At 72.8% G+C, this 11,869-nt stretch carries 13 protein-coding genes, 2 pseudogenes and 1 riboswitch; of the genes and pseudogenes, 10 read left to right on the top strand and 5 right to left on the bottom strand.

Going from position 1 to position 11,869, the window contains the following annotated elements:
* The first annotated feature begins 6 nt into the window (after positions 1–6).
* Positions 7–1,431 carry a HAMP domain-containing sensor histidine kinase gene (locus tag ABZ876_RS26750; RefSeq protein WP_361786214.1) on the top strand — a complete coding sequence of 475 codons (1,425 nt, stop codon included), beginning with the start codon at positions 7–9 and terminating at the stop codon, positions 1,429–1,431.
* A gap of 21 nt (positions 1,432–1,452) precedes the next feature.
* On the opposite strand, the gene ABZ876_RS26745 is transcribed toward ABZ876_RS26750, so the two are convergent.
* Positions 1,453–2,451, bottom strand: a complete 999-nt coding sequence (locus ABZ876_RS26745; protein WP_361786211.1) for a TAXI family TRAP transporter solute-binding subunit — start codon at positions 2,449–2,451, stop codon at positions 1,453–1,455.
* 97 nt (positions 2,452–2,548) lie between these two features.
* Between ABZ876_RS26745 and ABZ876_RS26740 the strand changes: the two genes are divergently transcribed.
* The 4 genes from ABZ876_RS26740 (at position 2,549) to tatA (ending at position 6,565) form a co-directional block, all read left to right on the top strand.
* Positions 2,549–2,968 (top strand): MazG nucleotide pyrophosphohydrolase domain-containing protein, encoded by a 420-nt coding sequence (locus tag ABZ876_RS26740; RefSeq protein WP_361786208.1) that lies wholly within the window; start codon positions 2,549–2,551, stop codon positions 2,966–2,968.
* Between the two features lie 269 nt (positions 2,969–3,237).
* On the top strand, positions 3,238–3,597 hold the full coding sequence (locus ABZ876_RS26735) for a metalloregulator ArsR/SmtB family transcription factor (RefSeq protein ID WP_361786205.1): 360 nt from the start codon (positions 3,238–3,240) through the stop codon (positions 3,595–3,597).
* Between the two features lie 79 nt (positions 3,598–3,676).
* Positions 3,677–6,166 (top strand): magnesium-translocating P-type ATPase, encoded by a 2,490-nt coding sequence (gene mgtA, locus ABZ876_RS26730; RefSeq protein WP_361786315.1) that lies wholly within the window; start codon positions 3,677–3,679, stop codon positions 6,164–6,166.
* Between the two features lie 141 nt (positions 6,167–6,307).
* Positions 6,308–6,565, top strand: a complete 258-nt coding sequence (gene tatA, locus ABZ876_RS26725; RefSeq protein WP_361786202.1) for a Sec-independent protein translocase subunit TatA — start codon at positions 6,308–6,310, stop codon at positions 6,563–6,565.
* A 22-nt stretch (positions 6,566–6,587) separates the two neighbouring features.
* Here tatA and ABZ876_RS26720 read toward each other — a convergent pair whose 3' ends face one another.
* The gene (locus ABZ876_RS26720) at positions 6,588–6,818 is read right to left on the bottom strand and encodes a hypothetical protein (RefSeq protein ID WP_361786199.1); all 231 of its coding nucleotides are present in this window, start codon (positions 6,816–6,818) and stop codon (positions 6,588–6,590) included.
* A gap of 122 nt (positions 6,819–6,940) precedes the next feature.
* Positions 6,941–7,082: riboswitch (cobalamin riboswitch) on the top strand.
* 36 nt (positions 7,083–7,118) lie between these two features.
* Between ABZ876_RS26720 and ABZ876_RS26715 the strand changes: the two genes are divergently transcribed.
* From ABZ876_RS26715 to ABZ876_RS26705, 3 genes are all read left to right on the top strand, one after another.
* Positions 7,119–7,340 carry a CbtB-domain containing protein gene (locus ABZ876_RS26715; protein WP_086692985.1) on the top strand — a complete coding sequence of 74 codons (222 nt, stop codon included), beginning with the start codon at positions 7,119–7,121 and terminating at the stop codon, positions 7,338–7,340.
* Positions 7,341–7,362: 22 nt separating this feature from the next.
* The gene (locus tag ABZ876_RS26710) at positions 7,363–8,115 is read left to right on the top strand and encodes a CbtA family protein (protein ID WP_361786195.1); all 753 of its coding nucleotides are present in this window, start codon (positions 7,363–7,365) and stop codon (positions 8,113–8,115) included.
* Positions 8,116–8,207: 92 nt separating this feature from the next.
* Positions 8,208–8,561, top strand: coding sequence for a hypothetical protein (locus ABZ876_RS26705; RefSeq protein ID WP_361786192.1), 354 nt, complete (start codon positions 8,208–8,210; stop codon positions 8,559–8,561).
* Between the two features lie 20 nt (positions 8,562–8,581).
* Here the strand turns inward: ABZ876_RS26705 and ABZ876_RS26700 are convergent, their stop codons facing one another.
* Complete coding sequence (locus tag ABZ876_RS26700) at positions 8,582–9,172, bottom strand: histidine phosphatase family protein (RefSeq protein ID WP_361786189.1); 591 nt, start codon at positions 9,170–9,172, stop codon at positions 8,582–8,584.
* Positions 9,173–9,428: 256 nt separating this feature from the next.
* Positions 9,429–9,711: pseudogene (locus ABZ876_RS26695) on the bottom strand (3-hydroxyacyl-CoA dehydrogenase family protein); the annotation flags it as partial.
* On the opposite strand from ABZ876_RS26695, the pseudogene ABZ876_RS26690 reads away from it, so the two are divergent.
* Both ABZ876_RS26690 and ABZ876_RS26685 read left to right on the top strand, forming a co-directional pair.
* Positions 9,689–10,079 (top strand): annotated as a pseudogene (locus tag ABZ876_RS26690) (DUF2083 domain-containing protein); the annotation flags it as partial. The pseudogenes ABZ876_RS26695 and ABZ876_RS26690 sit on opposite strands and share 23 nt — an antisense overlap.
* Positions 10,080–10,198: 119 nt before the next feature.
* On the top strand, positions 10,199–10,948 hold the full coding sequence (locus ABZ876_RS26685) for a PP2C family serine/threonine-protein phosphatase (protein ID WP_361786186.1): 750 nt from the start codon (positions 10,199–10,201) through the stop codon (positions 10,946–10,948).
* A 186-nt stretch (positions 10,949–11,134) separates the two neighbouring features.
* On the opposite strand, the gene ABZ876_RS26680 is transcribed toward ABZ876_RS26685, so the two are convergent.
* Positions 11,135–11,797 carry a protein-L-isoaspartate O-methyltransferase gene (locus ABZ876_RS26680; protein ID WP_361786183.1) on the bottom strand — a complete coding sequence of 221 codons (663 nt, stop codon included), beginning with the start codon at positions 11,795–11,797 and terminating at the stop codon, positions 11,135–11,137.
* Positions 11,798–11,869: the final 72 nt, after the last annotated feature.

The raw sequence follows: 11,869 nt of genomic DNA, 5'->3' as shown, positions 1-11,869 counted from the left end.
GGACGGGTGAGCTCACGACTGCTTCCGCTGCTCATCGTCCTGATGGCCGCCGTGCTGCTCGCGCTCGGCGTGCCGCTCGCGGTGAGCCTCGCGGCCGCACAGCAGCAGCGGGTCGTCGTCGACCGGATCGACGACACGGCCCGCTTCGCGGCCCTCGCGCAGTTCGTCACCGACCGGCCCACCACCGGCTCCCGGGTGGGGAAGGAGGACGAGCGCGGCGAGACCCTGCGCAAGGAACTCGCCATGTACTACAGCGTCTACGGCATCAAGGCCGGTGTCTTCTACCGTGACGACGTACCCATGGCCAATGCGCCGGAGGACTGGTACCTCCTCCAGGAGGGTGACGGCCGGGAGGCCTTCAACGAAGCCCTCCTCGGGCGCCGGAGTCACGACCCGCAGCAGGTGTGGCCCTGGCAGCGGACCGGGCTCGTGGTCGCCTCCCCGGTCATCCGCGACGGTGACGTCGTCGCCGTCGTCGTCACCGACTCGCCCACCGGGCAGATGCGGTCGAGGATCCTGCACGGCTGGCTGCTCATCGGCGCCGGGGAGATCGCCGCGATGCTGCTGGCGGTGGGTGCGGCGCTGCGGCTGACGGGCTGGGTGCTCAGACCCGTACGGGTCCTCGACGCGACGACCCACGACATCGCGACCGGGCGCCTGAAGTCCCGGGTCGCGGCCGCCGGCGGACCACCGGAACTCCGGCGCCTGGCCCGATCGTTCAACGAGATGGCGGACAACGTCGAGGAAGTCCTGGAGCAGCAGCGCGCCTTCGTCGCGGACGCCTCCCACCAGCTGCGCAATCCGCTCGCCGCGCTGCTGCTGCGCATCGAGCTGCTCGCCCTGGAACTGCCCGAGGGCAATGAGGAGATCGCCTCGGTGCGTACCGAGGGCAAGCGCCTCGCGCAGGTCCTCGACGACCTGCTCGACCTCGCGCTCGCCGAGCACGCCGAGGCCGACCTGTGCGTCACCGACGTCGGCGAGCTGGCCGCCGAGCGGGTCGCGGCGTGGGGCCCTGCCGCCGAGGCCAAGGGGGTGGCGCTGACCGGGAACTGCCCGGCCACCACCGCCTGGGCCGACTCCATCGCCCTCTCCAGCGCGCTGGACGCGGTCATCGACAACGCGGTGAAGTTCACCCCGGAGGGGGAGCGAGTCGAGGTCGAGGTCGCGGCGGACGGGGAGTGGGCGACGGTGGTGGTCACCGACGGCGGTCCCGGACTCGGCGACGAGGAACTGGCCCGCATCGGGGACCGCTTCTGGCGCAGTGCCGGCCACCAGAACATCAAGGGCTCGGGACTCGGGCTGTCGATCTCACGGGCGCTGCTCGCGGCGGGCGGGGCATCGATCGTGTACGCGCGTCACGAGCCGCACGGGCTGAAGGTGACGGTCATGGTGCCACGGACGGCTCCAAGGTCCGGCACGCCCGGCGCCTGAGGACGAGGCCGCGTCGGGCGGCTACGGCTTCACCGACTGGTAGTACCGCCGCGCGCCCTCGTGCAGCTGCAACGGATCCGTGTAGATCGCCGTCCGCAGGTCCACCAGCTGGGCCGCGTGCACCTGGGCGCCGATCCGGTCGCGGCTGTCGATCACCGTACGGGTGAGCTTCTCGGTCAGGTCCGCGTTCATGTCCTCCCGGGTGATCAGGAGGTTCGCCACGGCCACGGTCTGCACGGAGGACCCCTGCTCGATGTCCGGGTAGGCGTCGGCGGGCATCACCGCGGCCCGGTAGTAGCGCGAGGCGCTGCCCTGCTCGTGCAGCTTCGCCACCAGATCGCTGCCGATGGGCACCAGGCGGATCGCGGAGTGCCGTGACAGCTGGGTGATCGCGCTGGTGGGCAGCCCGCCCGACCAGAAGAACGCGTCGATCTTGTGCCGCTTCAGCAGGTCGGGCATGGTACCGATGCCGTCGGGCAGGGCGGTGATGTCCTTCGTCGGATTCAGCCCGGCCGCGGCGAGCACATGTTCCGCTATCAGCCGGACCCCCGATCCGCCCGGTCCGACGGCGACCGTCCGCCCCTTCAGGTCCGCCACGGACTGCACGGGTGACGAGCGCGGCACCACCAGATGCACATAGTCGTCGTACAGGCGTGCGCAGCCGCGCAGCCGGTCTGCGCCCGGCTTGTTCTCCAGCCGGTATGTCTCGACGGCGTCGGCCGCGGCGATCGCGAAGTCCGCCCGGCCCGTGGCCACCCGCCGCACGTTCTCCTGCGAGCCGTCGCTGTGCAGCAGCCGTACGTGCAGCTCCGGCAGGTCCTTGGCGAAGGCGGGCTGGAGCAGGGTGCCGTACTTCTCGTAGACGCCGGTCGGAGTGCCGGTGCTGAGGGTGACCGTGCCGCTCGGGGACTCCTCGCCGAGCGGCAGCAGCCACCACAGCAGCAGCCCGAAGACCGCGAAGGCGGCCGTCGAGGCCAGCAGCGCGCGACGCCTGCCGATACGGGGGAGTGCCTGGAGCATGCGGGCGATCCTGCCAGGCCGCACGCACCCCTGACCAGGGCGGGGTGCGCTCGTGGACCGCCGGCGGCACGGCGGCGGTGACCGGTAGGGTCGCCGAATGCACCCTTCGTCCGACTCCTTCTCGCCCGCCTCCCTGGTCCGTGAGTTCCACCGCGCCTTCGGCCTCGACGCCCGTACCGTGCCGACCGAGGTGTCCGCGGAGCTGGCCGCGCACCGCGGCGAGCTGCTCGCGGAGGAGGCAGCCGAGGTCGCCGAGGTGGCGGTCGCCGGTCCGCTGGACCGGCTGGCGCACGAGCTGGCCGACCTCGTGTACGTGGCCTACGGCACGGCCCTTGTGCACGGCATCGACCTCGACGCCGTGATCGCCGAGATCCATCGCGCGAACATGACCAAGATCGGCCCGGACGGGGCGGTCGCCCGGCGGGCGGACGGGAAGGTCCTCAAGGGCGACCACTACCGTGCCCCGGATGTCTCGGCGGTACTGCGCCGCCAGGGATGGACGCCCTCGTCGGCGTAGGAAGCGCCGCGCCGCCGGGGCCGAACGCCCTCAGCGGCGAAGAAACCGCTCCACGGCCGTGAACCGTCCGCTTCCCGGTCGGCTCTCCGTCCGTCCCGTGGTCGGCTCTCCGTCCGCCGCGTGGTCGCATCTCCGTCCGTCGTCCCTGCCGGTCACCGGAACCCTCGCGCGTCGGCGGCCCGGTGCCCTCGCGGGGCCGGGCCCGGCGGCCGCCCCTAGACTGGGGCGACTTCCAGGACAGGACCCGTAACGGGAAGGGGACGACGACGGTGGCGGCAGGTGGCGGTGGTTTCGCGGAGGACCCGTCCGCCGAGGTGCTGTCGGAGGCGGCCGCCGCGTTCGGGCTGCTGGCCTCGCCCGCGCGGCTGCACATCGTGTGGGCGCTCGCGCAGGGCGAGAGCGATGTCACCGGCCTCGCCGAGCGCGTCGGCGGCGCGCTGCCCGCAGTGAGCCAGCACCTGACCAAGCTGAAGCTCGCCGGACTCGTCCGCTCCCGTCGTGAGGGCCGCCGCCAGGTCTACTTCGTCGACGACGCGGACGTCGTGACCGTGGTCCGCCTCGTGGTGGACCAGCTCAGTGATCGCGCCGCACGCACCCGCGCCCCGGCATCCCGGCTCCGTGGCCTCTGAGAGCGCCGCACCGTCACCGGCCCGGCCCGCCGACGCCGGCCTCGGCCGCGATGCCGCGGCGCCCACCTCCCTCCAGGAACTGCGCCGCCTGCGCAGCAGTCCGCGCGGGCTGACCGACGCGGAGGCGGAGGCCCGGCTCGCGGACATCGGCGAGAACGCGCTCCCCGAGGCCCGCACACCCTCCTGGTCCCGCCGTTTCGTGCGCGGCCTGCGCGATCCGTTCACCACGGTCCTGCTCTGCCTCGGCCTGGTGTCCGCGACGGTAAGCGCCTGGGGCACCGCCTGCGTGATCCTCTGTCTCGTCGTCGTCAGCTGTGTGCTGCGCGCCTCCGGCGAGTACCGGGCCGACCGCTCGATGGCCGCGCTGCGCGACCTGGTCGCCACCACCGCGACCTTACTGCGCCGCCCGGACCCGGACCGGCCGCCACGGGAACGGGAGGTGCCCGCCGCCGAGCTGGTGCCGGGCGATGTCATCCGCCTCGCGCCCGGCGACCTGGTCCCGGCCGACGTACGACTGCTGCGCACCCACGGCCTGACGGTCCACCAGGCGGCGCTGACCGGGGAGTCGGCACCGGTCGCCAAGCACGCGCTCGACGCGCCCGCACCAGCCGAAGCCGGCCCGTTCGAGCAGCCCCACCTGTGCTTCCAGGGCAGCGGTGTGGCCACCGGCGGCGGCACCGCGCTCGTCCTGGAGACGGGCGCCCGGACCCGTTTCGCCCGGGCCCACCGAGCCCCCGCCCGGCGGGCGGCGAGTGCCTTCGAGCGGACCGTGCACGGCATCTCCTGGGTGCTGATCCGGTTCATGCTGCTCACCCCGCCGCTGGTGCTGATGGCCAACGCGACGCTGCGCGACCGGGGCCTGGAGACGCTGCCCTTCGCCGTCGCGGTCGCCGTCGGTCTCACCCCCGAGATGCTGCCGGTCATCGTCACCACCTGCCTGGCCCGCGGCGCCCGGGTGCTCGCCCGCACCCACGGCGTGATCGTGAAACGCCTGCCCGCCCTGCACGACCTGGGCGCGGTCGACGTGCTGTGCCTCGACAAGACCGGCACCCTCACCCAGGACCGGCCGGTCGTCGAGCGGGCCCTGGACGGGACCGGGCAGGACGCGCCCGAGGTGCTGCGCCAGGCCGCCACGGCCGCCTGGTGGACCCTCCAACTCGCCGACCTGCCCGCCCCGGACGCCCTCGACGAGGCGCTCCTGGACGCGGCGGACGGAAGCTGGGAGGCCTACGAAGGCGTCGCCGTCGTGCCGTTCGACCCGGTCCGCCGGCTCGCCACCGCCGTCGTCCGCGGTGGCCTCGGCATGCACACCCTCCTCGTCAAGGGCGCCGCCGAGGCCGTACTGGAGCGCTGTGCGCTGGAGCCCGACGAGCGGGAGCGGCTGCTCGCGCTCGCCGCCCGCGAGGCACGGGAGGGCCTGCGGGTGGTCGCGGTCGCCACCGGCACCCGCCCCGCCCGCACCCGCCCCTACACCCCCGCCGACGAGCGCGGGCTCACCTTCCGAGGCTTCGTCACCTTCCGGGACGCCCTCGCCCCGACCGCCGCGCGGGCGCTGCGGGACCTCGCCGCCCGCGGTGTCAGCGTGCGGGTCCTCACCGGCGACCACCCGGGCACGGCGGCCCGCGTCTGCCGCGACCTCGGCCTCGACCCGGGTGACGTACGGACCGCGGGCGCCGCGGACGACCACACCGCGACCGTCGTCGCCCGGTGCACCCCCGAGGACAAGGCGCGGATCGTCACCGGGCTGCGCCGGGCCGGGCACACGGTCGGCTTCCTGGGCGACGGCGTCAACGACGTACCGGCGCTGTACGCCGCCGACGTGGGGATCGCCCCGCGCGACGCCGTCGACGTGGCCCGCGAGAGCGCGGACGCCGTCCTCGCGTACAAGGACCTGACCGCCATCGACCACGCCGTCGCCGCAGGCCGGCACAGCAGCGGCAACATAGCCACCTATCTGCGCGTCACCCTCTCCTCCAACCTCGGCAATGTCGTCGCGATGCTCGCCGCCGGTCTGCTGCTGCCCTTCCTTCCGATGCTCCCGGCCCAGGTCCTGGTCCAGAACCTGTGCTTCGACGCGGCCCAGCTCGCCTTCGCCCACGACCGCCCCGCGCCCGCGGTGCTCACCCGCCCGACCCTTCTGGGCCCGCGTGACCTGCTCCGCTTCATCACCGGCTTCGGCCTGCTCAACGCCGTCGCCGACCTCGCCACCTTCGGCGTCCTCGCGCTCTCGCTGTACGGGCCCGACGCGCTCGACGACGAAGCCGTCTTCCACTCGGCGTGGTTCACCGAGAACCTGCTCACCCAGGCCCTGGTGATGGTGCTCCTGCGCTCCGGCCGGAGCCTTGCCGAGGGACGTGCCCCGGGCCCGGTCGGGCGGGCCGCGGCCGTCCTCGCCGCGGTCGCCCTCCTGCTGCCCTTCACTCCGCTCGGTGCAACGCTCGGCATGATCGCGCTGCCGGTGGGGTACTACCTGCTGCTCGCCGCCGTCCTGGCGCTGTACGCGCTCGCCCTGTGGGCGGTCAGGGCGCGCTACGAGCGCCGGCGCGCGGCGAGCGACGACCACCCCTAGGTCACGTTTCGGACCGAGCGCCCCCTCCTCCGTTCCGATCCGCCCTGACGGTTGTACAGTTGCGCAAAGTGGCAAGCATTACTGGACGGTCGAGCGACGGAAACCGTCCTCGGCCGAGCGAGGAAAGGGCGGGCGCGGCCGATGCTCCGCAACGGACTGGAACCCTGGCACCTGCTGATCGTGGCGATCGTCGTGATCGTGCTGTTCGGCTCGAAGAAACTGCCGGACACCGCCCGCGCGCTCGGCAAGTCCCTGCGCATCCTCAAGAGCGAGGCGAAGGCGATGAAGAACGAGAACGCTCCCTCGCCGGGCGCCTCCCCGTCAGTCCCCGTGGCGCCGTCGGAGGTCCGCACGTCCGCCGAGGCCGCTGCGGCCGAGCCTCCGGCCGCGGCCTCCTGACCCGGGTCCGTCGGAGGCCGGCTCAGGGGCTGGCGCTGTCGTAGCCGTAGGTCAGGATCCCACCGGTTTCGCCGAGCCGGCGCCGGTATACGTACAGCGCCGCCACCTGGACGCCGTCCGCAGGGGTCTCGACCCGGCAGGGACGGGTCACCTGCACCACCGAGGGCCGGCCCGCGACCTGCATGCGCATGCCGTCGGCCGGCCCGCCCGCCAGCACCGCCGTCTCCCACTTCGTCGGGACATGAAGATCCATGTCTGTACCTTAAAGTTGCGCAATCGCTGAAGTGTTGTGAGCTGTGCCACCTCCCTGCGGTCCGCGCTCCGGGGCCGTTCGGGGAGAGGAAGATCACCCAGGCGGACGCGGTCTTGGCCATGCACGCGCCACGCGGTACGGTCTGTGCGATATCGACGACGGTACGACGGAAGCCGGTGGGAGTCCGGCACGGTCGCGCCACTGTATGCGAGCGCCCCCGGGCAGTTCGTAAGTCAGACCCGTGGCCGTCGTCCTGTGCACCACCGAGATGGGACGCGAACTCCCAGAGGAGGTCCTGCCATGGCGCAGACCGTCGCCCAGCCGACAGCCACCACCCCCGCCGTTCCCGCCACGCTGCCGCTGAAGGCGATAGCCCCCTGGGCGGTCTTCTTCGGCATCCTGATGCTCGTCCTGCTCTACTTCGTCGGCGCCGAGCAGGGCGCCACCTCCGTCTTCAACGGCACCGACGTCCATGAGTGGGTGCACGACGCCCGCCACCTGCTCGGCTTCCCCTGCCACTGACGCGGGGGGCGCCGCGCACCCGATGAACTCCGCAACGGTAAGAAATCTCCTGGTGCGGGGCATGCTCGCCGGCCTTGGTGCCGGCGTGCTCGCCCTGATCGCCGCCTACTTCCTCGGCGAGCCGAACGTCGACAGCGCGATCGGCTTCGAGGAGGCCCACTCCCATGAGCACGAGATGGAGGTCGTCTCGCGTTCTCTGCAGTCCACCGCCGGTCTCGCCACCGGTGTCCTGGTCTACGGAGTCGCCTTCGGCGGCATAGCCGCACTCGCCTTCTGCTTCGCGCTCGGCCGTGTCGGCCGCTTCGGCCCGCGGGCGACCGCACTGCTGCTGTCCGGCTGCGCGCTTCTCGCCGTGTACGTCGTACCGTTCCTGAAGTACCCGGCCAACCCGCCGTCGGTCGGCGACCCCGACACCATCGGCAAGCGGACCGGCCTGTACTTCCTGATGATGGTGCTCAGCGTCCTCCTCGCGATCGCCGCGACGATGCTGGGCAAACGGCTCGCACCCAATCTGGGCACCTGGTACGCGACCGTCGTCGCGGTGGCCGGCTTCGTCCTCGTGATCGGTCTGGCGTACGCCTTCCTGCCGGTCGTCAACGAGGTGCCGAAGGACTTCCCGGCCACCCTGCTGTGGCGGTTCCGCCTGTCCGCCCTGGCCATGCAGGCGGTGCTGTGGGGTGGATTCGGCCTGGTCTTCGGGGAGTTGGCCGAGCGGCTGCTGAATCCGAAGCCCGCGGCCTCCGCGTCGGGGCGGGCGGTTCCGGCCGCGCACTGAACCCTTCACGACACCAGAGGGCCCTCCGGAATTGTCCGAGGGCCCTCTGGCGTTCCCGGGACACCGGCGCAGGCGACGAGCGGAGGAGCCCCGTGCCCAGACGACATCCCCGACCGAGCCACATCACTCTCGGTGGACGGGAGGCGGTCGCCCTGACCCTGGAGGAGTACGAACAACTCATCGCCAGCCGACGTCAGATCGGCGGCCAGAGCGCGCGCGTCCGGGTCCTCGGCCAGCAGGCCAAACGGACCGAGCGACTGCTTCAGGAGCTGGAGGCCCTGGTCGGTGCCACCGCGCCGGCCTGTCGCACGCAGGACGAGGAGGCCGGGTTCCCACGGGCGGCCGAGTGCCGCGGCCACCAGGGCGCCACCGGCGACGGGGACACCGACTGCCTGCGCTGCGCCATCGCGGCGCTGCTGCGTCGCCACCGGGACGAGGCCTGCTGAGCACACGTCATACGACCGGCTCAGCGATCCGAGACGTCGCCTGGGGAGGCGAGGACGTGTCCGACCCGTAGATTCCAGCGCCCGGAACGGCCGGTGCACTCCGTCGCCGTGAGCGGTGGGACGTCGACGCGCCAGAACGCGGCCTCGGGCGCGCCCAACACGTGTACCACCACGGCCCGCACGACCTCCGGCTCCACCACGGCGACCGTCCTGCCCTCGGCCGCCCCGGCCGTCTCCCACCAGCGCGTGACCCGCTCACACAGCTCCCGTACCGACTCCCCGCCGTGCGGCGCGGCGCCCGGATCGGCCAGCCAGTGGGCCACCGCCTCGGGTTCGGCGGCGCCGACCTCGTCCAGCGTCCGCCCGCGCCAGCGGGCGACGTCCAGGCCCGCGAGTTCCCTGTGCTCCGAGGCGTCGAGGCCGAGTGCCGAGGCCGTCTCCCGGCAGCGCACGCTGGGGGAGGCGAAGACGCGGGCCGCGGCGGGCAGGGACAGCGCCGCCGATCCGGCGCGTACGGCTGCGCTGTCCTCGATCGAGTCACCGTCGTCGAAGCGGGCCCGCCGCAGCGACGGCGTGATCGCCGGCGAGATGAGGGTGACACGGCTGGTCACGCGGTTGCTCCTTGTGGCTCGCCCAGGGGCTGAGGCAGTACGGCGGTGGTGGCGCACAGGGCGTCGGTGGTGACGCGTTTCTTCCGGTAGCCCTCGATCGCCTTCTTCGGCTCCCGGCCCTGTCCCTGGCTCCCGGCCCTGGCGGGGACACAGCTCTCTTGTGATGTCTCCCGCCTGAAGGGCCGGGCGAACCCGCTGCCGCGGCCAGCCTAGCCCAGGCTTCCCGGGCCGAAGCTCGGATCGTCGAGGCGTACACGTGGAACCCCCGCCCGGTCTTGCGGCCCAGCAGCCCTGCCTCCACCATCCGCTGGAGCAGTGGGAGGGGCGTAGAGGGGTTCCCGAAACTCGTCGTAGAGACATTCGGCGATCGAGGCGACGGTGTCGAGCCCGATCAGGCCCGCGAGTTTGAGCGGTCCCATGGGGTGGGCGCAGCCCAGCTCCGTGCCGGTGTCCATGTCGGCGGCGGTGGCGAAGCCGGACTCCGCCATGCGGATCGCCGACAGCAGATACGGGACCAGCAGGGCGTTGACGACGAAGCCTGTGGAACGTGTACGAGGCCTTCGCCGCCCCCGGGGCGCATCCATGTCCAGATCGCCGAAATGCCGGACGGGCAGCGCTACTTGTGGACCGCCCGAGCCGTCACCCGGCACCGCGGCGGCTGGGGCAACCCGGCAAGACCTTCGCCATCGGCCTGGGCTGCGAGATCCGCCACGCCCACAGACTCGTCTACTCCGAGGGACTCGACCTCGCCCACACCTCCGCCGCCACCCCCATCGGCATGGGCTGCCGCGTCTGCGAACGCCTCGACTGCCCCCAGCGAGCCGCGCCGCCGCTGGGACGTCCCCTGCGCATCGACCAGAACACCAGCACCTTCGTGCCGTACCCCGTGACCGACTCCATGCCGTGACCCGGCGGCGATCCCGGCGGCCGCCATCCGGTGATCCGCTGCCCGCGAGCGCCGGGGGGAGCGGTTTCCGGACACCGCCTACGCTTGAGCCATGACCGGCGGCAAGGCGGTGGCGTTGCATGCGGTACGTGGCGGTGAGTGCGCTGAGTCATCCCGGACTGCTCCGCGAACGGAACGAGGACAGCCTGGTGATCGGGCCGTGGACCCTGTGCGCCACGGTGACCGAAAGTCCGCAGACCCTGGTCTTCCCGCTCGGGACACCCCTGGTCGTCGCCGTAGCCGACGGGCTCGGCGGGCATCCCGGCGGCGATGTGGCCAGCGCCCTGGTCGTGCGCCGGATCGCTTCGATCGGACCCGCCCTGAGCAGCGAGGAGGCGGTGCGCGACGCCTTGAACGCCTGCAACCGCGCCGTGTACGAGGCCGCCGGCGGCGATGCGGGAGGTGAGCTCGCGGCCATGGGGACGACGGTCGCCGGGGCCGTTGTGCGGCCCGGCTCGCTGCTGGTGTTCAACGTGGGCGACAGCCGGGTCCTGGCGGCCTCCCCTGACGGGCTGCGCCAGGTGAGCGTCGACGACAGCCCCCCACTCGAACCCGGGCGGCGCACCACGTCCATCGTCACCCAGTGCCTGGGCGGCACCCGCACATACCGGGCCGTCCAGCCCCATGTGACGGCGGAGTCCCTGTCCCCCGGCGACCGCTACCTCGTGTGCAGCGACGGTCTGACCGATCCCGTGCCGACGGACGTGCTCGACGGGGTGATGCGGGAGCACGACGACGGCCGGGCGGTCTTCGAGCTGTGGCAGGCCGCCATCGCGGCGGGCGGCCCCGACAACATCACGCTGGCGGTCGTACGCGTCGCGGACGCATAGGGCGTGTCCGGGCGCGGCGGCTATGGGGCGTGTCCGGGCGCGGCGGCCATGGGGCGTGTCCGGGCATGGCGGCATGGGGTGCGTCGGGCGTGGCGGCATGAGGGCGCGTCCGCGCGTGGCCGCATGCGGCGCGCCTGGAGGAACATCTCCGTATCTCTCGCCGGGGACGCTCACTTCGGGGAACGGTCACAGGCCGTCCGTGCCGTCCGGCGGGAAGCCGTACCGCCCATGCAGCCGGACGAAGCAGGCCGGGGTCACCACACGCAGCCGCACCAGTCCGGACGGGGTGCGCTCGAAGCACACCACCTCCTCGTGCCCGCCCGGCCCGATCGGCTGTACCAGGCGGCCGCCTTGCCGTACCTGCGCGGCCAGTGGCGCGGGCACCTCCGGGAACGCGGCCGACACCACCACCGCGTCGAACGGGGCCCGGTCGGGCACACCGCCGCTGCCGTCGCCGATCCGCAGTTCCACGTTCCGTACGCCCTGCCGCGAGAGATTCGCGCGCGCCCGCCGTGCTATGTCCGGCCGCATCTCGATGCTGACCACGTCGGCGGCCAGCCGGGCGAGCAGCGCGGTCTGGAAGCCGAGACCGGTACCGACCTCGAGGACGTACTCACTCCCGTCCAGCGCGAGGCTCTCGATCATCCTGGCGGACAGCGAGGGCTGGGTGGTGACCTGTCCGTGCCCGATCGCGACGGGCACATCCCGGTAGGCGGCGGCCACCTCACCGGTCGGTACGAATCCCGCCCGGGGCGTGGCCCGCACCGCCTGAAGCAGCCGCTCGTCCCCGATCCCGGCGGCTCGAAGGGCCCGCAGGAGATCGTCGGGCTGCCTGGGCAGAGGGTTCATGAGCGGGTCACCACACCACCAGGCTAGGCGGCCGCGCACCCCCTGCCGGATACGCGGGACGGACGTCCGCCG

Source organism: Streptomyces sp. NPDC046931 (assembly GCF_040644655.1).
Lineage (GTDB): Bacteria > Actinomycetota > Actinomycetes > Streptomycetales > Streptomycetaceae > Streptomyces.
This window is presented reverse-complemented; position numbering and strand designations above follow the sequence as displayed.

What these genes read in the sequence shown, in the direction of transcription:
- ABZ876_RS26745 (WP_361786211.1), bottom strand. Translation starts at nt 2,451, where the DNA reads ATGCTCCAGGCACTCCCCCGTATCGGCAGGCGTCGCGCGCTGCTGGCC.
- ABZ876_RS26740 (WP_361786208.1), top strand. Translation starts at nt 2,549, where the DNA reads ATGCACCCTTCGTCCGACTCCTTCTCGCCCGCCTCCCTGGTCCGTGAG.
- tatA (WP_361786202.1), top strand. Translation starts at nt 6,308, where the DNA reads ATGCTCCGCAACGGACTGGAACCCTGGCACCTGCTGATCGTGGCGATC.
- ABZ876_RS26720 (WP_361786199.1), bottom strand. Translation starts at nt 6,818, where the DNA reads ATGGATCTTCATGTCCCGACGAAGTGGGAGACGGCGGTGCTGGCGGGC.
- ABZ876_RS26715 (WP_086692985.1), top strand. Translation starts at nt 7,119, where the DNA reads ATGGCGCAGACCGTCGCCCAGCCGACAGCCACCACCCCCGCCGTTCCC.
- ABZ876_RS26710 (WP_361786195.1), top strand. Translation starts at nt 7,363, where the DNA reads ATGAACTCCGCAACGGTAAGAAATCTCCTGGTGCGGGGCATGCTCGCC.
- ABZ876_RS26685 (WP_361786186.1), top strand. Translation starts at nt 10,199, where the DNA reads ATGCGGTACGTGGCGGTGAGTGCGCTGAGTCATCCCGGACTGCTCCGC.
- ABZ876_RS26680 (WP_361786183.1), bottom strand. Translation starts at nt 11,797, where the DNA reads ATGAACCCTCTGCCCAGGCAGCCCGACGATCTCCTGCGGGCCCTTCGA.